Source organism: Chryseobacterium sp. 1B4, assembly GCF_036631475.1.
Lineage (GTDB): Bacteria > Bacteroidota > Bacteroidia > Flavobacteriales > Weeksellaceae > Chryseobacterium.
The window spans coordinates 246,980-272,879 of record NZ_JAPNUF010000011.1 but is presented as its reverse complement, the minus strand read 5'-3'; the positions used below and the strand labels follow the sequence as shown (position 1 = coordinate 272,879).

General features: G+C 37.8%; 26 protein-coding genes and 5 pseudogenes. 10 read left to right on the top strand and 21 right to left on the bottom strand.

Translation table 11 applies throughout. The features are described 5' to 3' along the window. Positions 1 to 8 precede the first annotated feature (8 nt). Positions 9 to 407 carry an ExbD/TolR family protein gene (locus OWR28_RS23365; RefSeq protein ID WP_002982137.1) on the top strand — a complete coding sequence of 133 codons (399 nt, stop codon included), beginning with the start codon at positions 9 to 11 and terminating at the stop codon, positions 405 to 407. Between the two features lie 35 nt (positions 408 to 442). After that, positions 443 to 1,333 (top strand): ferric siderophore ABC transporter substrate-binding protein, encoded by an 891-nt coding sequence (locus OWR28_RS23360; protein ID WP_332388726.1) that lies wholly within the window; start codon positions 443 to 445, stop codon positions 1,331 to 1,333. A gap of 21 nt (positions 1,334 to 1,354) precedes the next feature. On the opposite strand, the gene OWR28_RS23355 is transcribed toward OWR28_RS23360, so the two are convergent. The 10 genes and pseudogenes from OWR28_RS23355 to OWR28_RS23310 all read right to left on the bottom strand — a co-directional run bounded on the left by OWR28_RS23355 (position 1,355) and on the right by OWR28_RS23310 (position 9,399). Then, a complete protein-coding gene (locus OWR28_RS23355) occupies positions 1,355 to 1,747 on the bottom strand; it encodes a hypothetical protein (protein WP_332388725.1) in 393 nt (130 codons plus the stop codon). A gap of 94 nt (positions 1,748 to 1,841) precedes the next feature. Beyond that, entirely contained in the window at positions 1,842 to 2,207 is a 366-nt protein-coding gene (locus OWR28_RS23350; protein ID WP_332388724.1) for a four helix bundle protein, read from the bottom strand. A 52-nt stretch (positions 2,208 to 2,259) separates the two neighbouring features. Next, positions 2,260 to 3,661: pseudogene (locus tag OWR28_RS23345) on the bottom strand (nucleoside recognition domain-containing protein). A gap of 269 nt (positions 3,662 to 3,930) precedes the next feature. Then, the gene (locus tag OWR28_RS23340; protein ID WP_332388723.1) at positions 3,931 to 4,440 is read right to left on the bottom strand and encodes a DUF6973 domain-containing protein; all 510 of its coding nucleotides are present in this window, start codon (positions 4,438 to 4,440) and stop codon (positions 3,931 to 3,933) included. Between the two features lie 54 nt (positions 4,441 to 4,494). Beyond that, positions 4,495 to 5,349, bottom strand: coding sequence for an acetyl-CoA carboxylase, carboxyltransferase subunit beta (accD, locus tag OWR28_RS23335; protein WP_002982142.1), 855 nt, complete (start codon positions 5,347 to 5,349; stop codon positions 4,495 to 4,497). 89 nt (positions 5,350 to 5,438) lie between these two features. Then, on the bottom strand, positions 5,439 to 6,509 hold the full coding sequence (fbaA, locus tag OWR28_RS23330) for a class II fructose-bisphosphate aldolase (protein ID WP_332388722.1): 1,071 nt from the start codon (positions 6,507 to 6,509) through the stop codon (positions 5,439 to 5,441). Between the two features lie 71 nt (positions 6,510 to 6,580). Then, positions 6,581 to 7,446 (bottom strand): annotated as a pseudogene (locus tag OWR28_RS23325) (NAD kinase). Position 7,447: 1 nt separating this feature from the next. Next, positions 7,448 to 8,101: a CBS domain-containing protein gene (locus OWR28_RS23320; protein ID WP_332388721.1), complete on the bottom strand. Its 654-nt coding sequence runs from the start codon at positions 8,099 to 8,101 to the stop codon at positions 7,448 to 7,450. A gap of 186 nt (positions 8,102 to 8,287) precedes the next feature. Beyond that, on the bottom strand, positions 8,288 to 8,818 hold the full coding sequence (locus OWR28_RS23315) for an RNA methyltransferase (RefSeq protein WP_332388720.1): 531 nt from the start codon (positions 8,816 to 8,818) through the stop codon (positions 8,288 to 8,290). A 5-nt stretch (positions 8,819 to 8,823) separates the two neighbouring features. Further along, the gene (locus tag OWR28_RS23310; RefSeq protein WP_332388719.1) at positions 8,824 to 9,399 is read right to left on the bottom strand and encodes a toxin-antitoxin system YwqK family antitoxin; all 576 of its coding nucleotides are present in this window, start codon (positions 9,397 to 9,399) and stop codon (positions 8,824 to 8,826) included. A 99-nt stretch (positions 9,400 to 9,498) separates the two neighbouring features. Between OWR28_RS23310 and OWR28_RS23305 the strand changes: the two genes are divergently transcribed. Continuing rightward, positions 9,499 to 10,098: a hypothetical protein gene (locus OWR28_RS23305; protein ID WP_041462008.1), complete on the top strand. Its 600-nt coding sequence runs from the start codon at positions 9,499 to 9,501 to the stop codon at positions 10,096 to 10,098. A 13-nt stretch (positions 10,099 to 10,111) separates the two neighbouring features. Here OWR28_RS23305 and OWR28_RS23300 read toward each other — a convergent pair whose 3' ends face one another. After that, positions 10,112 to 10,990: a bestrophin family ion channel gene (locus OWR28_RS23300; protein ID WP_332388718.1), complete on the bottom strand. Its 879-nt coding sequence runs from the start codon at positions 10,988 to 10,990 to the stop codon at positions 10,112 to 10,114. A 259-nt stretch (positions 10,991 to 11,249) separates the two neighbouring features. Here OWR28_RS23300 and OWR28_RS23295 point away from each other — a divergent pair, with 259 nt between their 5' ends. Beyond that, positions 11,250 to 12,128: a cupin-like domain-containing protein gene (locus OWR28_RS23295; RefSeq protein ID WP_332388717.1), complete on the top strand. Its 879-nt coding sequence runs from the start codon at positions 11,250 to 11,252 to the stop codon at positions 12,126 to 12,128. Positions 12,129 to 12,264: 136 nt separating this feature from the next. Here the strand turns inward: OWR28_RS23295 and OWR28_RS23290 are convergent, their stop codons facing one another. Continuing rightward, complete coding sequence (locus OWR28_RS23290) at positions 12,265 to 12,795, bottom strand: GNAT family N-acetyltransferase (RefSeq protein WP_332388716.1); 531 nt, start codon at positions 12,793 to 12,795, stop codon at positions 12,265 to 12,267. Positions 12,796 to 12,918: 123 nt separating this feature from the next. Between OWR28_RS23290 and mutS the strand changes: the two are divergent. Continuing rightward, positions 12,919 to 15,497, top strand: a pseudogene (gene mutS, locus OWR28_RS23285) (DNA mismatch repair protein MutS). 38 nt (positions 15,498 to 15,535) lie between these two features. Here mutS and OWR28_RS23280 read toward each other — a convergent pair. From OWR28_RS23280 to OWR28_RS23270, 3 genes are all read right to left on the bottom strand, one after another. Beyond that, complete coding sequence (locus OWR28_RS23280) at positions 15,536 to 15,703, bottom strand: bacteriocin (protein ID WP_002982158.1); 168 nt, start codon at positions 15,701 to 15,703, stop codon at positions 15,536 to 15,538. A gap of 158 nt (positions 15,704 to 15,861) precedes the next feature. Next, on the bottom strand, positions 15,862 to 16,020 hold the full coding sequence (locus OWR28_RS23275; RefSeq protein WP_332388715.1) for a class IIb bacteriocin, lactobin A/cerein 7B family: 159 nt from the start codon (positions 16,018 to 16,020) through the stop codon (positions 15,862 to 15,864). A gap of 120 nt (positions 16,021 to 16,140) precedes the next feature. Then, positions 16,141 to 17,013, bottom strand: coding sequence for a hypothetical protein (locus OWR28_RS23270; protein ID WP_332388714.1), 873 nt, complete (start codon positions 17,011 to 17,013; stop codon positions 16,141 to 16,143). Positions 17,014 to 17,229: 216 nt separating this feature from the next. Between OWR28_RS23270 and OWR28_RS23265 the strand changes: the two genes are divergently transcribed. Further along, positions 17,230 to 17,631 carry a ribosomal maturation YjgA family protein gene (locus OWR28_RS23265; protein ID WP_332388713.1) on the top strand — a complete coding sequence of 134 codons (402 nt, stop codon included), beginning with the start codon at positions 17,230 to 17,232 and terminating at the stop codon, positions 17,629 to 17,631. A 112-nt stretch (positions 17,632 to 17,743) separates the two neighbouring features. Here OWR28_RS23265 and OWR28_RS23260 read toward each other — a convergent pair whose 3' ends face one another. The 6 genes and pseudogenes from OWR28_RS23260 to OWR28_RS23240 all read right to left on the bottom strand — a co-directional run bounded on the left by OWR28_RS23260 (position 17,744) and on the right by OWR28_RS23240 (position 21,762). Beyond that, positions 17,744 to 18,568 carry a YARHG domain-containing protein gene (locus tag OWR28_RS23260; protein WP_332388712.1) on the bottom strand — a complete coding sequence of 275 codons (825 nt, stop codon included), beginning with the start codon at positions 18,566 to 18,568 and terminating at the stop codon, positions 17,744 to 17,746. Then, positions 18,565 to 18,918, bottom strand: a complete 354-nt coding sequence (locus tag OWR28_RS23255; RefSeq protein ID WP_494168519.1) for a DUF2306 domain-containing protein — start codon at positions 18,916 to 18,918, stop codon at positions 18,565 to 18,567. The genes OWR28_RS23260 and OWR28_RS23255 overlap by 4 nt, the downstream gene beginning before the upstream one ends. Then, the gene (locus OWR28_RS27335; protein WP_494168518.1) at positions 18,897 to 19,202 is read right to left on the bottom strand and encodes a hypothetical protein; all 306 of its coding nucleotides are present in this window, start codon (positions 19,200 to 19,202) and stop codon (positions 18,897 to 18,899) included. The genes OWR28_RS23255 and OWR28_RS27335 overlap by 22 nt, the downstream gene beginning before the upstream one ends. A 26-nt stretch (positions 19,203 to 19,228) precedes the next feature. Next, positions 19,229 to 20,113 carry an alpha/beta hydrolase gene (locus tag OWR28_RS23250; protein ID WP_332388711.1) on the bottom strand — a complete coding sequence of 295 codons (885 nt, stop codon included), beginning with the start codon at positions 20,111 to 20,113 and terminating at the stop codon, positions 19,229 to 19,231. Continuing rightward, positions 20,038 to 20,529 (bottom strand): hypothetical protein, encoded by a 492-nt coding sequence (locus OWR28_RS23245; protein WP_332388710.1) that lies wholly within the window; start codon positions 20,527 to 20,529, stop codon positions 20,038 to 20,040. The genes OWR28_RS23250 and OWR28_RS23245 overlap by 76 nt, the downstream gene beginning before the upstream one ends. Before the next feature lie 31 nt (positions 20,530 to 20,560). Beyond that, positions 20,561 to 21,762 (bottom strand): annotated as a pseudogene (locus tag OWR28_RS23240) (BaiN/RdsA family NAD(P)/FAD-dependent oxidoreductase). Positions 21,763 to 21,876: 114 nt separating this feature from the next. Between OWR28_RS23240 and OWR28_RS23235 the strand changes: the two are divergent. The 4 genes and pseudogenes from OWR28_RS23235 (at position 21,877) to OWR28_RS23220 (ending at position 25,828) form a co-directional block, all read left to right on the top strand. Continuing rightward, the gene (locus tag OWR28_RS23235) at positions 21,877 to 22,371 is read left to right on the top strand and encodes an acyl-CoA thioesterase (protein WP_041462010.1); all 495 of its coding nucleotides are present in this window, start codon (positions 21,877 to 21,879) and stop codon (positions 22,369 to 22,371) included. Positions 22,372 to 22,459: 88 nt separating this feature from the next. Then, positions 22,460 to 23,511, top strand: a pseudogene (thiL, locus tag OWR28_RS23230) (thiamine-phosphate kinase). 94 nt (positions 23,512 to 23,605) lie between these two features. Further along, positions 23,606 to 24,445, top strand: a complete 840-nt coding sequence (locus OWR28_RS23225) for a helix-turn-helix domain-containing protein (protein ID WP_332388709.1) — start codon at positions 23,606 to 23,608, stop codon at positions 24,443 to 24,445. Positions 24,446 to 24,592: 147 nt separating this feature from the next. Further along, positions 24,593 to 25,828: a multidrug effflux MFS transporter gene (locus OWR28_RS23220; RefSeq protein WP_332388708.1), complete on the top strand. Its 1,236-nt coding sequence runs from the start codon at positions 24,593 to 24,595 to the stop codon at positions 25,826 to 25,828. Positions 25,829 to 25,900 lie beyond the last annotated feature (72 nt).

The window sequence follows — 25,900 nt, the reverse complement described above, 5'->3', positions numbered from 1 at the left end:
TTCTTACGATGAAAATTCAAAGAAGAAATAAAGCGAATCCGGAATTCAGTTTAGCAGCGATGACAGATGTTATCCTGTTGATGCTGATTTTCTTTATGATTACTTCTTCAGCAGCCAACCAGAGTGCTATTGATGTGAATCTGCCGAAAGCCGGAGCAGTGGACGATAATATACCTAATCCTTTAACTGTTAGTATCAAACCGGACGGTTCATTTTTTGTGGATGATAATCCTGCCAATAAAGGTGAACTTGAGAAAATTATTGTAGATAAATTAGCGGGGCAGACCAATAAATCGTTTACAATCAGAGCTGACGAAAACACATTGCATAAAGATGTTGTTTTTGTAATGGAAATTGCTGAAAAACATAAATTTAACATTGCGATTGCAACCGTTAAAGATAAATAACAGAGCCGGATTTCCGGAAAGAATTACTTTTTAAGATGAGAAGCTATACAGCAAACAGAAACGAAGAAAATAAAGACAGGGTAAAAAGCGCACTGCTTTCTATTCTGATCTGGGCTGCTATTCTGCTTTTTGTTTTTTTATATAAACTAAAACCCGAACTGGATAAAGACCCGGAGGTAGTAACTACAATGCTGGTGAACTTTGGAGACAACAGGAACGGAAAAGGAATTGAGGAACCTGCTGAGCAGCCTGGAAGCCTTGCCGCCGCCACAGAAGAAGTGACGCCTGAACCTGCAGAAACACCGGTTCCGGAGACAAAAACTGTTGTAAAGCCAGAGCCTTTACCTACTCCTGAACCTAAGAAAACAGAAGTGAAGGAAAAGGTAATCACGGGTAATAACTCAAAAACAGCAGTTGCTAAGAAAGAAGAATCAAAAAAAGCTGAGAAAAAAGAAGCAACCAGTACAAGTGCCTCTAAAAACACCAAAAAATCTGGCGCTGCCACAGCCAATTCAAAAACTGGGAATGGGGACGGAAAAGGAACTGCAGCTATAGGAAACCTGATCAAAGGAAGAGGAACTAAAGCCGGAAGCCAGGGAACTGGTGATGGTATCGGAAATGCAGGAGATCCTTTAGGTGGTGACGGAAACGGTGATAGTAAGGTTGGAATTGATAGAAAGCTTGTAGGTTATATTCCGGGAACAATGGGAAGAGGAGGAGCACAGCCCTCTCACAGCTGTACGGCAAGCGGATCGATTACGATTTCCTATACTGTAGATAAAGCAGGAAATGTGGTGTCTGCAAGAAGATCAGGAGGTATTTCAGATCCTTGTGTGTCATCTACATCTGTGGCCTGGGTTAAGAAATATGTAAAGGCTGAGAAAGCCAATACTTCATCAACAGGAACTTATAAAATTACTTTCTAAAATATAAAATACAAAAGCACTTTATCCAAGTGCTTTTTTTAATTCGTTGATTCTGTTGATAACCGGAAGGGCAAAAATACCGCTGGTCTGAAGATACAGCTCATAGAACGTTTTTGCTTTATCCTGAAAATCTTTGTTCTGATCATGTCTGCTGTTAAAGTAAAAAAGATTTCCAAGCATTTCATAATAATCTTTGCGGTCCCTTTCCTGTCTTTCATTGACCAGGGCAATCATTTCTTCTTTAGTCATTGAGGAAACTTCCGTGAAATTCATCTTAAAAATATCCCTCATTAAAGTGTCAAAATCCAGCTCTTTCTGCATTAAACTTTCTTCGGGTTTGTCCAGAATCAGTTTTTCCAATGCCTGGGTTAACTGGCGGATGAGCCTTAATGTAAATTCTTTATCTGTAATCATAATGGGTAGTTTTGTTGCTGGTTGTTAGTTGCAGTTGTTGGTTGTTGTTGTTGTTGTTGTTGTTGTTGTTGTTGGTTGCGGTTGCTGGTTTGGGTTATGTACGCCAGTTTAACTGGACGTATTTTATAAAGTTATTGATTTTTCCTCCTAAGAGTTTATATTGTTCCGTTTTTTCTTTGAAGCTTAAGCTTAATTCCGGATAAAGCCTGTTGATTTTTGATAAGTGACAAACCGTTTCATCACAACTTGCTTGAGAGTAGGTAAGAAACCTTATGAAGTCACCTTTGTAATTGTTTCTTCCATAGCCTTCCGCAATATTTGTGACAACGGAGTCTGCAGATCGTCGCAATTGGCTACCCAATTCATGTAATTCATAGTTTGGCAGTTGGAGTGATAACTTATGTGTTTCAATAAACAGCTCAAAAGCAATATTATAGATATCAAGTTTTTCGTAACTCATCAATACATTTTTAACGGTAAAAAACAGCAACGATCTGACCAGCAACTTTTCATTATGCGAAAAATAAATAAGCCAACGCAATAGAAGTGATGATACCTACCAGATCGGCCAGAAGCATGGCAATTACCGTGTATCTCGTGTTTCTAACAGCTACGGCTCCAAAATATACCGCGATCACGTAAAAAGTCGTATCTGAGCTTCCCTGAAGCACAGCGGCCAATTTACCCTGGAAACTGTCTGCCCCAAATGTTGTCATTGTATCTACCATCATTCCTCTGGCTCCGGAGCCGGATAACGGTTTGATTAAGGCGGTAGGAAGCCCATCCACAAATCTAGGGTCCATATTGGCTGTATTAGCCACCCACTTCATTCCATCAATGATCACATCGAAAACACCTGAAGTCCTTAATAATGAAATGGCAATCAGCATTCCGACAAGGTAGGGGATAATCTTAACACAGGTTGTAAAACCTTCTTTTGCTCCTTCAATAAAGGCATCAAAAACGTTGATTTTTTTATAAACAGCCCCAAGCACAATTGCCAGGAAGATAAAGAGAATCAGACCATTGCTCAATACTTTGCTGAAATCATCCAGTTCATCTTTACTCAATTGAACCAGGTACAAAACCAATAAAGCGATAACGGCTGAAATTCCTCCTACATAAGCAATCACTACCGGACGGAGAAGGTTGATTTTCTGGTATAAAGAAACGATAATCATTGCTGCCAGTGTAGCCGCAAAAGTGGCAATCATACAAGGCAGGAAAATATCTGTAGGCGTTTTGGAGCCCATTGAGGCTCTGATCGCAATAATCGATACAGGAATCAAAGTCATACCACCGGCATGGAGACACAGGAACATAATCTGTGAATTGCTGGCTGTATCTTTATTGGGGTTTAAAGTCTGAAGACTTTCCATTGCTTTTAAACCAAAAGGAGTCGCAGCATTATCCAATCCCAGAAGATTGGCACTGAAATTCATCAGCATGTGCCCGAATGCAGGATGGTTTTTGGGGATATCAGGAAAAAGTTTTGAGAAAAACGGCTGTATCAGGCGGCTTAAAAGATTGATGCCTCCTGCTTTTTCTGCAATACTCATGAATCCCATAAACAGAGTCATAATCCCGATAAGTCCAAGGCAGATTTTAACTGCGGTTTCTGAAGTACCGATCACTCCGTCTGATTCCTGAACGCGGTAAATATGAACATTTTGCTTCAAAGAATCCGTTTTGTAGTGAATTCTGCTGTCTGCAAAATCATTTTTTCATCAGGCTGTCTCTTACAACAGGAGAGAGGCTGTTCATAGGCTGGGAGGCAATCTTCACTGTATCACCACCTTTTCCTACCACCATATCATTGAAAATGGTTTTGTAATTACCTGACGAAACGTATTTTATACTGGCAATGGCAATGGCAATGATAATGAAAGCCGACCAAATTCTGCTGAGGACCATCTGATTGATTTAATTGTTTAAACTTATCGAAAATACTTTAAACCACAAAAATAACTAAAGTCTTTTGTTATTATGGTTTGAAAGTAAACTAATGACAGCTTCTGATGTTAGATTATAAAAAATTCTCAATATTTTACCATTAAGAAGAACTGAAGAAATAAAGCTTAGTTAAGATGTATCACTCTTTTAAGCTTAAAGCGAAACTTATCTTCATACTCTTAAAGCCTTAAATCAATCTTAATGTTTCAAAATAATGAAGGTTTAAACAGTTATTCTTCCATATAAACAAGATACCCCTCAAAATTGTCATCTAGTTTTTTAAGAACTTTAGCATCATCCATTTTTTTGATTAATGCGTCTACAAAGAAGCTTTTTTCAAAAAACTGGCGGTGAATTCCCGGTAAAAGTTCCATGAAATAATCCATTCCGATTTTGTTGTTATGAAGATCCATTTTGGTTTCCAGGGGTTCATTCGGGAACAGCTCTTCATGCATGTCTGTGATCCTTTTACAAAAATCGAGCGCTTTTTTAGGGGAAGAAATCTTACAGCAGTACATCATAATGAAGCAGCACCAGAGAGCATGCCTGAAAGCATTTCCAATCCCGTTATTGGAAGCTGTTTCAGGGAATTTTTTCTGTGCAATGGTGAATGCTTTTACTGTTGCATAAAAACTTAGTAAAGCGAAAAGAGGATGGGGAAGGATAAGTGATAAAAGACGCATAATCTTTTTAAAACTCATACTCCTGATGGTATTGAAAAATATCTTAAAAGTCCTCATAAATAAAAATCTCTCCCTAATTAGAGAGAGATTGTATTGTTTTTGTTACAGATACTATGCTTTTACAGCTAATAAATTAACTGTTTTGGCAACCGTATCCTGAATTTCAGTTCTTTTTACGATGAAATCTACAAATCCTTTTTCCTGCAAGAATTCTGATGTCTGGAATCCTTCCGGTAAGTCTCTACCAATTGTTTCACGGATTACTCTTGGTCCTGCGAAGCCGATCAGCGCTCCAGGCTCTGCCATAATAATATCAGCAGTCATAGCGAAGGAAGCTGTGATTCCTCCGAATGTAGGGTCACAAAGGTAAGCGATGTATAAAAGTCCTGCTTCAGAAAGCTGAGCTAATTTAGCCTGAACCTTTGCCAATTGCATCAGAGAGTAAGTGGCTTCCTGCATTCTTGCTCCTCCGGACTGACAGATAATCATATACGGAAGTTTGTGTGCGATACAGTAATCTACTGCTCTTCTGATCTTTTCTCCCATTACAGAACCCAAAGATCCACCGATGAAAGCAAAATCCATACACGAAACTACCATTTCAGTTCCTTTTACAGTTCCTACTGCGTTTCTGATAGAATCTGTAAGCTTTGTTTTAGCTTTCACCTCTTTCAGACGGTCTTTGTAAGGCTTTGTATCTTTGAAGTTTAAGATATCAATACTCTCAACATTGGCATCCAGTTCGGTAAATTTACCACCGTCAAAAAGGATGTCAAAAAATTCTGCACTTCCTATTCTCACATGAAATCCGTCTTCAGGAGAAACGTAGTTATTTCTCTTTAGTTCATCATGTTCCACTACTTTTCCGGATGGAGTCTGATGCCACAGGCCTTTGGGAACGTCCTTTTTCTCATCAGTAGAAGTGGTAATGTTTTTTGCTTTTCTTTTAAACCAGTCGAATGCCATTTTTGTTTGTATTAATGTATAAATGTAAAATGTACCAATGTAAATCTATTTCGTATGAATATTTTTACATTGATACAATTGTACAGTTCTTATTTTAAAGTATTTACGTTATTTAAATCTTCAAATGCTTTCACCAATCTTGCAGAGAATGTATCTTCACCTTTTCTTACCCAAACTCTTGGATCATAGAATTTTTTGTTAGGTTTCTCTTCTCCTTCAGGGTTTCCGATCTGAGCTCTTAAATATTCAATATTGTTGATCATATAATCTCTGATTCCTTCTGTGTATGCAAACTGAAGGTCAGTATCAATGTTCATTTTGATTACTCCGTAATCGATAGCTTCTCTGATCTCTTCTAAAGTAGATCCTGAACCTCCGTGGAATACGAAGTTGATCGGTTTAGCAGCCGTTCCGAATTTTTCCTGAACATATTTCTGGGAATTGTCAAGGATTTTTGGCGTAAGAACTACGTTTCCTGGCTTGTAAACTCCGTGTACGTTACCGAAAGCAGCAGCAATTGTAAAGTTATCAGAAATAGCTTTTAATTTTTCGTACGTATAAGCTACGTCTTCAGGCTGAGTATATAATTTTGAGTTATCAACGTCTGAGTTGTCAACACCGTCTTCTTCACCTCCGGTAACTCCGATTTCTACCTCAAGAGTCATCTGTAGCTTAGCCATTCTTTCAAAATATTTAGCAGAAATTTCAAGATTTTCTTCTAAAGGCTCTTCAGAAAGGTCTAACATGTGGGAAGAATAAAGGGATTTTCCTGTCTGCTTGAAGAATTCTTCATTAGCATCCATCAAGCCGTCAATCCAAGGAAGTAATTTTTTTGCACAGTGGTCTGTGTGTAGAATTACAGTTGCTCCGTAAGCTTCCGCAAGCGTATGAATATGTTTTGCTCCAGCGATAGCTCCTAGGATAGCAGACTTCTGTCCGTCATTGCTTAATCCTTTTCCTGCGTTGAAAGAAGCTCCACCATTTGAAAACTGAATAATGACAGGAGCGTTTAATTTCGCTGCAGTTTCCATCGTAGCGTTTATGTTGCTTGATCCAATTACGTTTACTGCAGGTAATGCAAATTTGTTTTCTTTAGCATACTGAAAGATATCAGTAACTAACTGACCTGTGGCAACTCCTGCCGGAAAAATTCTGCTCATGTTTTACTTTTTAGTATAAATTTATTAGGTGTTTTTAATTTCGTGTAAAGGTAATCATTTTTAAGAAATTGCTAATTTCTTTTATCTCTTCCCCAAAGTAGCTTCTGACGGATGGTTTCGTAGAAACTTAAACTGTTGGGCTGTACCAGAAGAAGTTGGAATTTTGCTTTTTGATAATGATTTCTTTATCCGTTTCTATATGGATCAGTCGGGAGTCCAAGGAAAGTGAGTACTGAGGCACCCGGCTTTCCACCCTGAATTTTATTTCTACCTTATCATTTACAACCAGAGGCCTCACATTCAGATTGTGAGGTGCAATAGGAGTAATGACAAAGTTTTCGTTGTTAGGAGAGATAATTGGTCCGCCGCAGCTCAGAGAGTAGGCGGTAGAGCCTGTAGGTGTTGAAATGATCACGCCGTCACCCCAGAATACATTCAGAAATTCATCGTTGATGTACGAATCTACGGTGATCATGGATGTGGTTTCTTTTCGGGAAACGGTAACGTCGTTCAATGCATAGGGAAAAGACCCTTCAAGCTTGGGAGAAACAACTTCTATTACCGAACGGCGGCTTGTTTTTACATCTCCTTTTAAGATGGAATCCAGCTCTTTAAATACTTCTTCTTTAGTGAAAAAGGCTAAAAAACCAAGACGTCCTGTATTTACTCCCACTACCGGAATTTCAAGATCTTCAATAAAGGTTAAAGAGTTTACAATGGTTCCGTCACCACCGAAAGTGAAGAACAGATCCACTTCCTTGTCCAGAAGATCCTGTTTGCAGTTAAAAGTTTCGAATATTTTTGAAAACTGAAGAGCCTCAGCCATTTCATCATACAGAACAGATTTTACACCTCTTGCTTCAAGTTCAGAGATAAACTTGCTTAAATATAAAAAAGTATCAAGATCTTTTTTCTGAGAATATATGGCTGCCTTCATGTTATATTTCTATGAATTTTTGTAAAAACCCGAATCGGTCTTTAAACAGATCGGATTTCTCATCAGAATAGTATTTTTCAACAATTCTGTAATCGTACCGGTCAAAAGTAGCGTCTATCGAGGCCAGGTTTTCATTGCTGATCTTTATGGTGATCTGGACCACTTCTTCAGACATAAAGCTTATAAACCCACCGTAAAACTTCGAGTTGTTGCTTTCCACGATATTGGTGATTTCCGTCATAGAATATTTTCTGGCGGGAGTTTCTACGGTAAGAATGGCTCCTGTTTCCGAAAACAGAGGATAACGGGAAAGGTCCTGAAAAACATCTTCACAGGTAATATATCCCAGGTATTTTTCATTTTTATTGATCACCGGAATTACATTGGAACTGAATGTATAAAACAGGCGGATACTATCCATGATATTGCTGTCCTCCAGAATGGCAAAACGCTCTATCTGATGTTCCAGATCTTTCAGTGTTCCCCCTTCCTCCTCATACAGAAAGTCCATGGCAATAGCACCATAGAAGTGGTGGGATTTTTTGATGAAAACATGGGAATATCCAAAATCTTCCAATATATTTCTGGCCGACTCTATGGAGTCAGACAGGCTAAAACACGGAAAGTCTTTTGAGATATAGTCCTTGATAAACATTGTGCTAATTTATAAAAAATTAAATGAAACTTTTTCTGAAAACCCGACTTTTTTTAAGATGAAACAAAAAAAGTGCCGTCAAAATTTGTTTGTAAAGAAAAATAAAGTACCTTTGTCGCCTTTCATTTTTACTTTTATTAGATTTATTTCAAACTGCACTGTCTACTAAGGACATATGCAGTTTTTTTATTTTAAAGCTTTTGCAAATTCCCACATTACAATTCCGCCGCATACACTTACATTAAGAGAATGCTTCGTTCCAAGCTGGGGAATCTCTAAAAACACATCAATATTAGGAAGAACATCATCACTGATCCCCTCTACTTCATTTCCTAAAATCAAGGCATATTTTTTTGACCTGTCAATTGTAAAATCAGTAATAAGCTGGCTGCCGGTAGTCTGCTCAATTCCAATGATTTCGTAGCCATTGCTTTTCAGATCGGCAATAGCGGTATTGGTATCTGTTTCGTGAGACCAGTCTACACTTTCAGTAGCGCCTAATGCTGCTTTATGGATCTCGCGGTGGGGCGGCTGCGGCGTAATTCCGCAAAGGATTATTTTTTCAATTAAAAATGCATCTGCCGTTCTGAAGGCTGCACCTACATTGTGCATACTTCTGATATTATCTAAAATGATGACCAACGGAATTTTTTCAACCTTCTTAAATGTTTCTACATCTATTCTGTTAAGTTCTTCCAGTTTTAGTTTCTGTACCAATTGTATTATTTTGTTGAGATTAATTTTCCGTCTTTGTAGACCTCTGTCTTTTCTATGCTTCCGTCTTCACGGTAATGAACCCGGGTGCCATTTCTTTTGTCATCGGCAAATTCAGTTTCACGCTGTAATTTCCCTGACGGGTAGAATACTTTCCATTTTCCAGTAGCAAGACCGTTGTCATACTGGCCAATGTCTTTTATTGATTTTCCGTCTTCATGAAAGGTTTTGCTTTCTCCCTGTAATTTATTGAATTTATAATTCGAAATTTCAGTTATTTTACCGGCAGGAGAATAAAAAGTAGCGGTAAGGCTGTTATCATAAATATTCTTTTCTCCATTCCTGAAAGCTTCCTTAGATGTGAGAACGCCATTTTTGTCAAAATAGGACCATTCTTTTACCTTGAATCCTTTTTTGTATTCGCCTTTGGACTGTATTTTTCCATTATCATAATAAAAAACAGCATCGCCGTCCAGTTTTCCTTTTTTCCATTCCACTACATTTTTGACCTGTCCGTTTTCATAAAATTCTTTACAGGATCCCTCCTGCAATCCGTCTTTATATCCGCAGGGTTTCTGTGCCATAATGAGGGCAGAAGCGGAAAAAATAATAGAAACATGTACTTCATAGCTATTTTTATTTCAAAAATAGTAAAATACTTATATTTGACTCAAAAATATACTATGAAAAAATTATTCACCTTATTCATATTAATGTGGGGATTTATTTACCTGGAAGCACAAAACACCTATTATCCTCAGGCTTTTTTTGATAAAAAACTGGCAAGGGAAATGCTTGGGTTTGGGAATTCTACCATTGAAGGTGTGGCTTCCACAAAACAAAAAAACAACTGGGGTATTAAGCCGTTGCTTGGAGAAAAGCATTATGCACCCAAAGGAACTGTTGTTATGCTTTTTCCCGTAACGCCTTATTTTCAGGAATTTTACGACATGAGAAGGAAGTATGAAAATAAAAAAACTACGGTATATATGTCTGAAGAAGCTTTTAAATACAGAGTAGAAGCTTTAACAGATGATCACGGAAGGTTTAAATTCGAAAAGCTGAAGCCGGGGAAATATTATCTTGAAACCATCGTCAATTTTACAGCAACAGCAAGTTACCAGCAACAGACAGGAACTTCAGATGCTTATAACGGCTACGGAGCCTATCTGTATTCAACCCCGATATACAGTACATTTTTCTACGGATATTCTGCAGCCAACAGGGAAAGCAAATTTGTAGAAATAAAGCAGGACGGCGAACTGAAAGAAATCAAGCTTTAAAAGCTTGATTTCTTTATTTTCTGATCATAATCTGATGCACATTCTTCTCAATATTCTGAGCTAATGTTTCCATAGGAATATCATTTTCATCATTATTGAAAGGATCTTCAATTTCTTCAGCAATGAGTTCAAGACTCATCAATACATAATATACGAAAACGGTAAGCGGAATCATGAAAAGACCAATGGTGATCACGTAAGCAATGGGCAGGGCAAAAACGTACAGGATAATAAATTTCTTGATGAAAGAAGAGTAGGAATAAGGAATCGGGGTGTTTTTGATTCGCTCACAGCCTCCGCATACATCCAGAAACCCTGAAAGCTGGGTATCCAGATACAGCATTTCAACATCAGATATTTTCCCTTCTTTTTTTAATTGATTTAATTTATGGCTTAACAGAATAATCATTTCACTCGGGCCATGATTTTTTAAAGAGCTTTCAATTTCAGAATAATCTTCGTCCAGGGCAAGTCTTGTAGATTCCTTGGAAAGGTGTTTGGCTAAAAAGTGAGGAAAGAATTTCAGATATCTTGCAATCTGCTCAGCATCCTGACGGTTATCACCAAGAATGGTATTGATTTTTATTGCAAAATTTCTGGTATCATTGACCAGTTTACCCCAAAGTTTTCTGCCTTCCCACCATCTGTCATAAGCCGTATTTGTTCTGAAAACCAGCAAAAGAGAAAGAACAAAGCCCAGCAGAGAGTGAATCATCCCCACATTGCTGATTCCTGATTTTGAAGTAAGATGGAGATATTCTACCTCCAGATACTGAATTCCCCATGAGTACAATCCTACAAGAAGCATACTCGGGAAAAGAATTTTCAGGGTATCGCTTTTGTGCAGGCTGAAAAGGATTTTAAGGAAATGTTTGGTATTATAGACTCTCATAAATTTACTTATTACCACAAATATAAATTTTTCATCCGAGCTCTGCCAATAAAGTAAGGAAGTCTGAAGCTGGAAGAAGGATCTTCTTGAAGCCGAAGAGGAGGTTTGAGTTTTCCGTAAAATCTTTTTATGAAATGATGTACAGAGGTTTGCGGGCAAATAGAAACTTCCTGCATCCATCTTCCATCTTCTCTCCTAATCTTAATTTTCTCAGGTTTCAAAAAAACACTATTTTTATTTCGCATTAAATACAAAGTACATGATCCTCGAAAACGTAGATATTGTAACTGATATCAGTAAAGAAGATTTTCAGAAGAATTATTTCAAAAAGCAGAAGCCTCTTTTGATTAAAAATTTTGCCAGCCGCTGGGATGCCTTTGACAAATGGAATCTGGCATATATCAGAGAAAAAGCAGGTGATCAGGAAGTTCCGTTGTATGATAATAAACCTGCCGATGCCTCTAAAAGTTCTGATGCTCCGGTCACTCATATGAGCATGAAGGAATATATTGATACCATAAAAAGCAAACCTTCAGACCTTCGTATCTTTTTCTATATCATTACTGACAGGCTTCCCGAGCTGCTGAAAAATTTCACATATCCGGATCTTGGGATGAAGTTTTTTAAAAGACTTCCAACTTTATTTTTCGGAGGAAGCGAAGCCCATGTTTTAATGCATTATGATGTAGATCTGGGTGATTTTATGCATATTCACTTTGAAGGAAAGAAAAGAATCCTGCTTTTTGATCAGAAACAGTCCCCGTTTTTATATAAAGTTCCCTTATCTGTTCATACTATTTACGAACTTGATTATGAAAACCCGGATTATGAAAAGTTCCCCGCGTTGAAATATGCCAAAGGATATGAGATTTTCATGGAACATGGTGATGCTCTTTTTATTCCGGGGGCGTTCTGGCATTTCAACAGATACCTTGAGCCTGGTTTTTCTCTTTCTTTAAGAGCACTTCCGAATAAGCCAAACGTTTTTGCCAATATGCTGTATCATGTTTTCATTATGAGATACACAGACAAGCTGATGCGAAAACTTTTCAAAGCCAAATGGGTAAATTACAAGCAGAAATGGGCCTATAAAAAAAGTTCCGAAGCTTTGGAGAAATATATGAAAACAGGAAAATAAGAAAGGCTGGTGAAGGAGGCGGGAAGCTGGAAGACTCTTTGCAGCTTAGTATTAATGGTTTTCATTTTTATTCAAAGGATAATGATTACCTAAATGACCAATTGAAACTTCCATCTCCCAGCTTCGTGCTTTCAGCTTATTTATTAATCAGCCCAAAGATCGTTGCATCAACGAATTTTCCTTTTTCAAAAAAATAATCTTTCAACGTTCCTTCTTTACTGAAATTTAAAGAAGACAACAGTCTGTCAGAAGAAATATTGGACGGATCAATGAATGCGTCTACACGGTGAAGTCTCATCGTTTCAAATCCATAGGTCAGAATGGGAAGAAGAGCTTCTTTCATATAGGACTGCTGCCAGAATTTTGGATTAAGCTCATAGCCGACCTCTGCCCTGAAATGCTCCCTGTACCAGTTGTGATAGCCGCATGTACCAATGACTTTTCCACTGGATTTCAGCTCCAGAGCCCACCTGAATCCTTTTCCTTTTTCAAACTCACTGTTAAAATGTTCAATAATGCGGCGTGAATCATCAGGCGTTTTGAAAGTGTCCAGATCATAATATTCCATGACTTCATCCAGAGAAAAATACTCGAAAAGGTCCTGGATGTCATTGAAAGTAAGCTGTCGCAAGATAAGTCTTTCTGTCTCTAAAACAGGAAATTCCATAAATAATGTGATTTGACGGTGAAAATACGATTAATTACTGATTAAGAAAAACAGGGAAGATTAACCCTTAAACAATTCTCTTACCCTGAATTTATTTTTTAAATTTGGGGCTCATTTTTTACTATGGCAAAATCAAAGAAAGAAACCCCGCTAATGACGCAGTACAATACCATCAAGGGTAAATATCCGGATGCGCTTTTGCTTTTCAGGGTAGGGGACTTTTATGAAACTTTCGGGCAGGATGCAGTGAAAACATCCCAGATCCTGGGCATTGTTCTTACCAAAAGAAATAACGGCGAAGGAAGTGTGGAGCTGGCAGGTTTCCCGCATCATTCCATAGATTCTTACCTTCCCAAACTGGTGAGGGCAGGAATGCGTGTGGCGATCTGTGATCAGCTGGAGGATCCTAAAATGGTGAAAGGAATTGTAAAAAGAGGTGTAACAGAGCTTGTTACTCCCGGCGTTACTTTCAATGACCAGGTATTAAATTCAAAAAAGAATAATTTTCTTCTTTCATTACATAAAGAAAAAGAGAAATACGGAATTGCTTTAGTAGATATCTCTACAGGAGAGTTTCTGGTAAGTGAAGGAGCCCTGGAAAAGCTGTTGCATATCGTCAATACTTTTGATCCGAGTGAGATTATCTTCCAGAGAAGCACACAGATTCCGGAACAGATCAAAAATAAAAATGCTTTTAAGCTTGAGGACTGGGCCTTCCAATATAATTTTGCCTACGAAAAATTAACGAATCACTTTAAAACCAATTCCCTAAAAGGTTTTGGGGTAGAAAACCTTCCGTTAGCGATTACGGCAGCTGGTGCTATTTTTGCCTATCTCGTGGAAGATACCCATCACAACCTGCTTTCCCATATTACTAAACTTCAGATCATTCCTCAGGAAGATTACCTGATGATGGATAATTTTACCCTGAGAAACCTGGAAATCGTGTATCCAAGCAATCCACAGGGGAAATCATTATTGGATATTATTGATAAAACGTCTACGCCAATGGGCGGAAGGCTTTTGAGAAGAAGAATTATTCTTCCTTTAAAATCTGTGGATGAGATCATGAGAAGACTTTCCCTGATTGATTTTTTAAATGAAAATGATCATCTGAAATATGAGATCTGTCAGCTTCTGAAATCGATTTCGGATCTGGACAGGCTGATGGGAAAACTGGCGGCAGAAAAAATTTCTCCGAAAGAACTTGGGTATTTACGGCAAAGTTTGATTAATATCCATAAAATCAAAGCGTTATTGCACCCTCATGCAGGTGTACTGGCATGGTTAGAACCTCTGTTTGACCTTGAAGAATTGATTAAATTCCTGCAGAATCATCTTAATGAAGAGCTTCCGGTAAGTATAGCGAAAGGAAATATCATCAAAGAAGGCGTGTCTGAAGAGCTGGACAGATTGAGAAACCTTCAGAGTAAAGGCCGTGGCTTCCTGGATGAAATGTGCCAGAGGGAAATTGAAAGGACAGGAATTACCAGCCTTAAAATTGATTTTAACAACGTTTTCGGATATTATATTGAAGTTCGGAATACTCATAAAGATAAAGTTCCAGATGACTGGGTGAGAAAGCAAACCCTGGTGAATGCTGAAAGATATATCACCGAAGAATTGAAGGAATACGAAAACCAGATTCTGGGAGCCGAAGAAAAAATAGGCGTTCTCGAAGCTTCACTGTACAGAAATGTATGTGGAGAAACCATGGTTTATATTGATCAGATCCAGGGGAACTCCAACATTATTGCTCAGCTTGATGTGGCATCAGGATTGTCTGAACTGGCTGTTTCTGAAAGCTATACAAAGCCTGTGCTGAATGATGGCTATGCAATCGATCTGAAAGAAGCAAGGCATCCGATCATAGAAAACGCACTTCCCTTAGGTGAAAAATACATTCCGAATGATATCTTCCTGATAAGGATTCCCAGCAGATCATTATGGTAACGGGACCAAATATGGCCGGTAAGTCAGCAATTCTACGCCAGACAGCGATTGTATGCCTTCTGGCACAGATCGGAAGTTTTGTACCGGCAAAATATGCTGAAATTGGGATGCTGGATAAGATTTTTACAAGAGTAGGAGCTACCGATAATATTTCTGCGGGTGAATCTACTTTTATGGTAGAAATGAATGAAGCTGCGAATATTCTGAATAATATCTCCGAGCGAAGCCTTATTTTATTGGATGAAATCGGGCGTGGAACTTCCACTTATGACGGGGTTTCCATTGCATGGGCGATTGCAGAATACCTTCATCAGCATCCAACGCAGGCAAAGACTTTATTTGCAACACATTATCATGAACTGAATGAAATGACTGTGAATTTCGAAAGAGTGAAAAATTTCCACGTTTCTATCCAGGAAAACAAAGGAAATATCATCTTCCTGAGAAAGCTGGTTCCGGGAGGAAGTGAGCACAGTTTCGGTATTCATGTGGCAAAACTGGCGGGTATGCCTGCCAAAGTAGTTAACAGAGCGAATGAAATTCTTAAAACACTTGAAGCCAGCAGAACTCAGGGTAATGGAGGTACTTCAGAGAGCATCAAGAGGGTAACTGAGGAAAACATGCAGCTTTCATTCTTCCAGTTGGATGACCCTGTTCTGGAGAATATTCGTGAAGAACTGACGAAAATAGATATCAATACTTTAACACCGATTGAAGCTTTAATGAAGCTCAACGCCATAAAAAAATGATTGGAGGCTAATCCAATCATTTTTTTAGTCTTATTTTACTAGCAGCAGAATCCGTCCTGCATGCCCGGAACTCCATATCGCTCTTCTCCGGTATCCGGATCTGTACAGCTTATCACTCTTGGGCAGATCGGTCTGTTGGCTCCTCCGCTGATCTCTTTCAGCTCATTTTTACTAAGCTTTCTTTTCTGATTTTTTGAATTTTTCATAATAATTTTAATTTGGTAAAAGCTAATTTACAAGTTATTTTAGTATGTTCAAAATATTGTGAGTCAAAATGTTATGTTTTGTTTGAAATAGAGTTTTATAAAAAAAGATTGAGGAGTTGCCTCAATCCTTATTCTATATCTAACAAAGTTAGCGGATATTAACAGCAATAGCCGTTTCTTCCTACAGGCCCGATTACATATTCACCGTCACCTCTGTCGCAAAGCCCTTCAGGACATACAATAGGGCCGTTGCCCCCATTAATGTCTTTCAATTCGTTTTTGGTTAGTTTTCTTTTCTGAATGTTTGATTTTTTCATGATATTTTAGTTTTGATTCAACTCAAATATACGAAATTATCTGCATAATTCTATAGTGTGTGAAAAATAAAATCTGTGAACTAAAGAAAATAAAAAAGAGCGCCTGAGCGCTCTTCTGTATTATAAGTGATTGTATTCGTATGTAATAACCTCACTGCTTGTTACGTTAGTGGATGTCTTGTCATAATAAACTCTGACATTTTTGGTAGGATAGTTACTTGTATTATATTCATAAGTGGACTTAAATATTCCCCACATAGCCCCTCCAGAACCATTGTTAAGATCCAGTTTATCACTATAACTTAAAATATTGTGAGAAGATCCATTTTCATCTTCAGTATCAATAATCTTTAGATATCCTGTTATATTTTTATGTGGAGAATTCTTTGTATCATATACAATAGGCTTCAAAATACCGGTAGCAGAATTAAAACCAGAAGTACCAGGAATAGGGATTGAGGCCGTTTCTGTCCAACTATTTAATGAACCATCTGCATTTAATGTCGCATTTTTAGTTCCTGTTGTTACAGAAGGAGATCCTGTGAAATTTCCTGCAACAGTCTTGGTATAAGTTATTTTTAAAGTAGTATTGGAAGTATAGGCATAATTATATTCATCTGTTGCGGTGTATCCATTAACAAGCATATGTTGTACACTCACTTTTTTAATTAATCTTCCGCTTCCATCATAAGTATAATTTACTTTAAAGGTTGAGCTTCCTCCCGTGGTTAATTCTTCCGTTATTAAATCTCCGGTATATGTATAAGTGGAAACTTCTCCAGTATTAATATTTTTAACCTGAGAAATTTTTGAACCATTATATGTGAATACGGATGTATCTCCATCTACAGTAAGTTTCGAGATTAAGACAGGAGTGCCGGAATTATTGTTGCCATTGTTATTCCCATTATTGTTGGATGAATCTGTTTCATCATTGCTGCTTGAACATGAAGCCAAAAAGAAGATTGGCAGAAGTAAATAAGTTTTTTTCATGGTTTAATTTTTAAGGCTGTAAAAATATCAAAAAAATGAATTGATGATACAAATAAATCCTTTATTTGTAAAATATTTTTTAGCGGTACATTTTGTTTTTGTATATTGTTGAATGATAATATTTTGTCTTTTATAAATGATTAGCCTGATCAATAAAGTGCAACAGACAGAGATTTCCGGGAATATCAATTTTTTATGTCTTAAACCCGGTTTAAAATGAAATTACAATTCAGTCTGAAATATTTCCTTATCACAATCTTTATTTTTCTGGTAGAAGTATTGATTGCCACCAAACTAAGCCATATTTTCTTCGTGAGGGCATATCTCGGAGATGTCATTGTGGTGATGCTCCTTTATACTTTTGTCAGGAGTTTTGTAAAAGTAAATGATCAGAAGCTGATTTCTGGAATTTTGATTTTTTCATTTTTAGTAGAATCTGCACAGTATTTTCATATGGCAGAAAAACTAGGCTTCCGTCCTGGAAGCCTGATGTATATTGTGATCGGAAATTCTTTTTCATGGATTGATAATCTGTGCTATACCATAGGCTGCCTGATTCTCTATATTTTCGTAAGGATGGCAAACAATGGTGGCGTAACCTCGGCCCCTAATCCCTAACGCCTGCAGTCCGGCACCTATCTTCCAAAACTGTCATACTTATCCTCAGCATATTTGGTAAAGCGGTTCAGTAACGCCACATTTTCCTTTTCAAGAGGAGAAAGATCATTGTCTACATTATTAGAGACAGGGATATACCAATCTGTCTGCTCAAAGAAATTTCTGTAGGTTTCTTTTTGAAGGAGTAGCCATGTCTTGCAAATACAGAATTTTTGATAATTTCAAGATCAAGCTTTCTTAAGTTTTTAAGATCTTTTTCAGTTAATTTCTGCTTGGATGCATTCAGCTTGAATATGGCTTCGGAAGCGAAACGGTTTTTAGTTGTTTTATAGCTTTCTGTTTTACCGGTTTCCTCATCTGTATATTTTTCGGTGAACTCTTTAGAATTTGACCAGTCTACCAGATCAGAATCCTTATCCAGCATAAAGTTGGGATTGTAAACAAACTCTTTTTTAATCAGTTTCAGGGTTTTTAAAGGGGCTTTAACGGATGTTTTATCGAATGCATTCCATTTTCCGGTTAAGCTGTCTCCTTTCAGTTTTACTTCAAATCTTCCGTCTGTTTTGTCATTTCCCGGTTCATCAAGCACAAAAGATGCCGTAGCTTCATTGAAAACCCCTCTGAACGGGCGCTGATTGCCATTCACGATACTTTGCCCGTAAACACTGTCCTTGGTAATTCTGTTGATTTTTAAAGAAATTCTTTTGTAATTATCAACATCATATTCCGAGCCGTCTGTTTCGTCAACTACCTTTTCCATTCCGGCAAATTCTCCGGTATAAATTCCGTAATATTCTTTGTGTACTTCAGGAACAACAACAGAATCTTTCTTTGCGGTCAGAGAATCCTTTCCGGACTCATTGGTTTTTGCTTCTTTTTTGCAGCTTACCAAAGAAACTGCCAGTAAAGAAATAAGAGTGTACTTTACAATTTTCATATATGTTTTTTTGTGATTAAATATTCAATAATGAGGATGTTGGGAATCCAGCCCAGCCATGCGATAACCTGATAAACATCCATGGGGTTGGGATGAAATAAATATACAATAATTACTTTCCACATTCTCAGGGTAATGGCAGATAATGTAAAGGCAAAACTCCGCCACATCCATTGTTCGTGTTCTTTAAATTTCTTTTGTTTTGCCAGCTGATAGGCCTTGTATGTTGAAAACCACCATAAAAAGCCTAATATGACAAAAGAAGTTTTTGATAAAAAGCCCCCATTGGCAAAGAGCCCCATATAAATTCCCGAGGGTGCAGCAAAGATCAGAATAAGAAGAATATACACTTTTCCGGTATTCCGGTGAAAGTTTTCAGTCCAAAATCTTTTCTGAGAATGGCCAGAAAACCTGAAAGAAGTACAAAAATACTTGTATAAACATGCGTATAGAACAATGTAAGATATTCCGGTCTTGCTGATACTTCCGTCTGTTTAATCATCAGAAAACTGACTTCGGGATTAAATGGGATATATTCTAAGGTAATTCCCAACATCAGCCAAAAGAAATATACAAATCCTGCAATAAGAAGGATTTTAAAGAAAGCAGAGATATTTCTTTTGGCAGAGAGCATTGTCTGTTTAAATCTGAATATTGACGTTATTTATTTTCAAAGAAATCAATGACTAATTCATTGAACAGTTCCGGTTTTTCCTCAGGAACAAAATGGCCTGAATTAGGAATAATAGCCAATTGCCCATGGGGAATTGATTCTGCTATTTTTACGGTATGTTCTGTTTTTATAATGTCTTTATCTCCTGCAATAATCAATGATGGACACTGTATTTTATTCAGGTCTTCATACTTCCAGTTCGGATACTTCAGGTCCAGATTCAAAAGATCAATAAGGATATCATTTTTATGATCCTTATTCTCTTTAATAAGGCTGGCAAGCATTTCCTTCATGGATTTCAGCTCATCATCTTTAACTCCTTCCGGATAAATATTGGCTCCGGAGCACGCTATTTTATCTACCATCTGAGGGTATTTCATTGCCATGGACAAGGCAAGAATTCCGCCGTCACTCCAGCCCAGGATCTTTGTTTTTTTGATGTTGAGTTTCTCTAAAAACAGCTTAATATCTTCTGTCTGAATATCAAAAGTAAGTTCTTTTGTTTTATCGTAAGTAGATTTTCCACGTTCACGGCAATCAACGATAATGACTTTATATTTTTTGGCAAATGTATCCTTCTGGTTCATAAAAGCACTGATAGATTGGCCGTTACCATGAAGCAAAAGTACAGGTTCACCTTCTCCATAAACCTCATAATATAATTTGATGCCGTTAACATCCATAAATTTTCCATGCGGCATTGTACCGATAATATCATGCCCTTTCATCAGCAATGATCTGCTACCACTGAATGGCTTATAATCTGAAGCTCCAATTGTAAAGTGCTTTACGTGCGTTACTCTCTGGAAATGTATTCCTTCAAACCAACCACCAGATGCTGTAATATCTTTCTCAAAACCTGAGTTTTGCAAAGGAATTTCGATCCATTTTTTGATTTTCCGTCATTGACTTCCAGCTTGAAATCGTCAAAATAAAAATCCCCGTTGTTTTGAGCAAAAGCACCGATATTCATAGTTTTTGCTGAGGGGCTGATGGTCCCTTTTATTTCATATGTTTTCCATTCATGGGTTACTTTGATTCCGTAATATTGATTTTCAAAAAAACCTGTAGATTCATCTTTATTGTCTATTCTGCACCACAGTCCGCAATTGGAACCATTATCCTCATTTTCTTTCCTGATTTTTGCAGTGATGCGGAAGTTCCAGTTCGGTTTATTCTCTATATTGACGGCCTGGGTAAGTGAAGTCCAGTCAGAAACAATTGTTCTTTCCTGGCTATATCCTAAAAAGAGCCAGAATAAAAGAAAGGAACCGAAAATTTTTTTCATGGTTATAGTTTTTCGTAAAAATAATACTTTTTTATAAGCTGTTGAGATCCTGAGCAATGAGCCATCCTTCACTCCAGCAAGCCTGGAAATTAAACCCGCCGGTCACCGCATCGATATTCAAAACCTCTCCGGCAATATAAAAATTAGGGAGCAGTTTTGAAGACATGTTTTTGAAGTTAATTTCCTTTAAATCAACACCTCCGGCTGTTACAAACTCGTCCTTGAAAGTCGATTTTCCGGTTACCTGAAATTTTCTCCTGCAAAGATTTTCCAGTATTTTCTGCATTTCCTTTCCGGAAACATTGGCTACCTGTTTGTTAAGATCAACCTTTGAAATTTCTATAATCTTCTGCCAGAATCTGTTGGTAATATCAAAAATCTTAGACTGTGCGACCGTTTTTTTAGGATGGGTTTGTTTGAATTTCTGAAAGATATCTTCTGCCTCATCCATTTCTTTCGAAATAAAATTAACTTCAATTTCAAAGTTATATTGAAGCCTGGCAAGACTTATCGCTTCCCAGGCAGAAATTTTCAGAACAGCAGGTCCTGAAAGTCCCCAGTGCGTAATGAGCAAAGGTCCGCTTTCTTCTGTTTTCAGCTTCGGAATTGAAATTCCTGCATTTTCAAAGCTTGTTCCCGGAAGCTCTTTCAGGAGTTCATCTTTAATATTAAATGTAAAAAGGGAAGGAACAAGGTCTACAATCTTATGTCCAAGATTTTCAACAATTTTGAGTGATTTTGGAGAACTTCCGGTAGTATACACAATATAATCTGCCTCAAAATCCCCGGAATTGGTTCTCACCCTATATTTTTCACCCTGTTTCTCAATCTCTTTTACCGTACATTTTGTTTTTACAGATACATTTTTCTTTTGTGTTTCATTCAGAAAAGTATTGATGATGGTCTGAGAAGAATTGCTTTCCGGAAAAGTCCTGTTATCACTTTCAATTTTTAACGGAACATTGCGCTGGTCAAACCATTCCATCGTATCGCCGGGCTGGAATTTAGTAAAAACACTCAGCAGTTCTTTATTTCCACGGGGATAAAACTGAACAAGCTCTCTTGGATCAAAACAGGCATGAGTTACATTGCAGCGTCCGCCTCCGAAATTTTAACCTTCTGAAGGACATCAGAATTCTGTTCTAAAATCGTAATTGTATATTTCTTTTCGTCAAGGTTGGATGCACAGAAAAAGCCTGCAGCACCGCCTCCGATAATAATGATCTGTTTCATGTATATGTAATCCTATGCGGAAGATTATTTTTTCAAAAGTACAATTTTTATAAACCATCTTATTTGAGTATTTTTGAAGATTATAATTTTAGTGAGACCAAAAACGATTTTCAAATGATTTTCTACCATAAATTTGAAGTGCGATGGAGCGATCTTGATGCCAACAAGCACTTAGCCAATTCATCATATGTACAGTATTGTGCGCAAGCCAGAATGGCTTTTATGACTAAAGAGAAAATGGGGGTTACCCAGTTAAGCAGATGGGGGATCGGCCCGGTGATCCTGCATGAGAGATATTCTTTCTTTAAAGAGATCTATGCAGACCAGACGGTAATCGTAAGTGTGGAAATAGACGGATGTTCAGAAGACTCTTCTATCTACCGTTTCCTGCATAAGTTCTATACTCCGGATGGCGTACATTGTGCAACGTCAGAAGCTACAGGAGTATGGATTGATATGATGCTTAGAAAAATGACCACTCCGCCGGATGATGTAGTGGAAGCAATGAATAAATACAAGAGCCCGGAAACAGTGGTGCTGTCGAAAGAAGATTTTAAAAAGCTGCCTTTCCACCCACATAATATCGACCCGGCAGAGCTTACTCAATAATTCAAAGTTTAAAATTCAAGGTTCAATGTTGGAGAAGCAATTTTAAATTCATTCGTACTTTTTACATTGGACATTAATACAAAAAATCATGTTTGAAGATAAATCACAGGAACTTACACCCATCTCAAAATTAGGAGAATTCGGTCTAATTAAACATTTGACGGAGCATTTTCCGTTATCCAATGAATCTTCAGAGCTTGGGGTAGGAGATGATGCGGCAGTCATTAATCCGGACGGCAAAAAAGTAGTTCTTACAACAGATGTACTGGCAGAAGGGGTACATTTTAATCTGGGCTATGTTCCTTTAAAACATTTGGGATATAAGGCAGTGGTGGTAAACCTCAGCGATATCGCTGCTATGAATGCAACTCCTACGCAGATTCTGGTTTCTCTTGCTGTATCCAACCGTTTTCCGGTGGAGGCTTTGGAGGAAATCTATTCAGGAATTCAGGCCGCTTGCGGAAGGTACAAAGTCGACCTGATCGGAGGGGACACCACAAGTTCCAATTCAGGATTGGTCATGAGTATTACCGCTGTAGGAATTGAAAACGAAGAAAATATAGTAAAAGAAGCGGTGCGAAGCCAAATGATCTTCTTGTAGTAACCGGAGATCTGGGCGGAGCGTATATGGGCTTGCAGATTCTTGAAAGAGAACACGCCGTTTTCCTTGCTGATCCGAATATGCAGCCTGAAATGGAAGGTTATGATTATATTCTGGAAAGACAGCTGAAACCTGAAGCAAGAACAGATGTCAAAAAGATTCTGGAAGAACTGGATATTAAACCAACTTCTATGATTGATATTTCTGATGGCTTAGCTTCCGAAATTCTCCACCTTTCGGATCAGTCTAAGGTAGGTTTCAGATTATACGAAGAAAAAATTCCGCTGGACAGTCTTACAATTTCTACTGCGGATGAAATGAATCTGAATCCGGTAATGACGGCATTAAGTGGTGGTGAAGATTATGAGCTTTTGTTCACGATCTCTCCCAACGATTTTGATAAGATTAAAAATCATCCGGACTTTACCATTATAGGACATGCTGTAGAAAAAGAAGAAGGAAACTTTATGGTGGCCAGAGGATCTAATCAACTGGTAGCACTTACTGCCCAGGGATGGGATGCTTTCCTGAACCAATAACCGAAAAATTATATTTAATTTTAAATATTGTAAGAAAACCGCAGCTTTTTTTGCTGTGGTTTTTGTTTCCAGTTAATTATTTTACACTTTAGTGATGATTACGTCTGAAAAAGAAATCCCGGTTCACCATCTGACTTCTGAAGAGTTTCAAATGAGTACCCTGAGTGCAGCAGGTCCTGAAAATTTCCATGATGTGCACCGGCATAATTTTTTTGAAATTATCTGGTTCAGGGAAGTATTTGAAAACAGCCGGCTGGAACTGGATTTTGAAAGCTACAGACTTGAAAACAATCAAATCTGTATCATTGCACCGGGGCAGGCCTTCAATATGAAACTGGCGGGAGAGGAAGGATATGCCATGGCTATAAGCAGAGAAATTTTCAATGAAGCATGTGAGATAGAATCAGTACTCAACGGAGGGGAGCTTCCCTTTCTTTTGAACCCAGAAAATGAAAAGACCTGCATCACCATTATCTCCCTGATGGAACAGGAATATAAAACCACAGCAAGGACGGAACTTTTGAAGGCTTATCTGAAAGCATTCTGTATCATCATCGGGGAACAGATTATTCCTCAGGAGCCTCTACAGAATGACCGTCAGCGTATTCAGGAACTGGTGGGACTTATTGAACGGAATTATATTGCGCATAAAGAAACGGATTTCTATGCTGATCAGCTAAAAATAAGCAGCCATCATCTTAATGATATTGTACGTCTTTTGAGAGGGACAACTGTAAAAAAGATGATTTCCCAGCGTCTCATCCTGGAAGCCAAAAGAGAGCTTAGCTTCGGAGCCCTTACGGTGAAGGAAATTGCTTTTAAACTTGGTTTTAATGATGCTTCATATTTTTCCCGATTTTTCAAGAAACATACCGGCCAGACACCCGATTGTTTTAAGAATAATGAAAAAGGTAATCTTCAGTATTTACTATAACAATAAGTTTAAAATGATATTTTTCATTTATTGTTCAGTTTGAATCTTCAGTTTGTCCTATACTTCCTTCAGTTCTTTTATTGAAAAGCGATTGTTTTTAAAGCAACTTTGCAGCTGAAAAAATGCCCGTAAGGCTTACCGTTATTTATGAAGAAGAATTTGAATATTGTAGTGTTTATTCTTGCACTGCTCAACACGCTGGAGTCATTAAGTATAGATCTTTATCTTCCTGCTTTTCCTAATATGGCCAAGATTTTTAATACCGATATCGGGCATATCCAGATATCCATTTCTGTGTTTTTTGCCGGATTTGCTTTTGGACAGCTGTTGTGGGGGCCCTTATCTGATAAGAAAGGACGGAAGCCTGTGCTGTACTGCGGCCTTTTACTTTTTATTACAGGAGCTACAGCCATCTATTTTACTTCAGATATCTATGTATTATGGGCAATGCGTTTCCTGCAGGCGTTTGGAGGGAGTGCCGGAATTGTTGTAGGAAGAGCGATCATTATTGATCTGTATGACAAGCACAAAGCAGTCACTATCTTTTCCCAGCAGTCGCAGATCAGTGGTATCGCTCCTATTGTTGCGCCATTACTGGGGAGTGTATTCCTTAGATTCTGGGGATGGAACAGTTCTTTTGCCTTTTTATGCATAATGGGACTTATAACCTTTTTTATGGTGTATAAATATGTACCCGAAACCAATACCAGGATCAATTTTCCTGATGATGAAGCAGCGGATGAAAAAAAGTTAAAAGATCAGCTGAAAATGATTATTTCCAATAAAGATTTTATCAGCAGTACCATGGTAGGAAGTATAGCTTTTGCTTCTCTGATCATTTATATCTCGAATGCTCCGTTTCTATTCATGGAAATTCATGGTTTCTCAAGCAGTGTATTCAGCTTTATATTTGCCTTTAATTCATTGGCTTTGATTACCGCGGCCTACATTACACCTAAGCTGATTAAAAGAATAAGCAATTCAACACTTTTATTTGCAGCTACAGTTATTTTACTGGTGGTATGTACGCTTCACATCCTTATTGCGGCAGAAAATTTATCCGTAGCATTGGAGATCGCCATGCTTTATCTTTCATTGCTGGCTATTGGTATTTTATTTCCGATTACATCAGCCCATGCACTGTCTCCGTTTAAAGAAGGAAGAGGAACAGCTGCTGCATTACTGGGCTTTATGCAATTGATGGTTACATTTTTAATGTCAGCATTGCTGGGCTTTTTAGAAGCAGATTCTATAATTCCAATGGTGGTAACCCGTTCTGCAATGGCATTAATTGCAGTTTGGTTCGGATATCGTATTTTTAAGACCCAGAAAAAGGAAAGTTTAAATACACAATCTTCCACAGAAACTAATCCTGCTATTTGATCCTGTTGTCACACAATCCGGACACTTAATCAAGTAATTTTTGTAAAAAATATCCAAAGGGTTCTCTTTGCA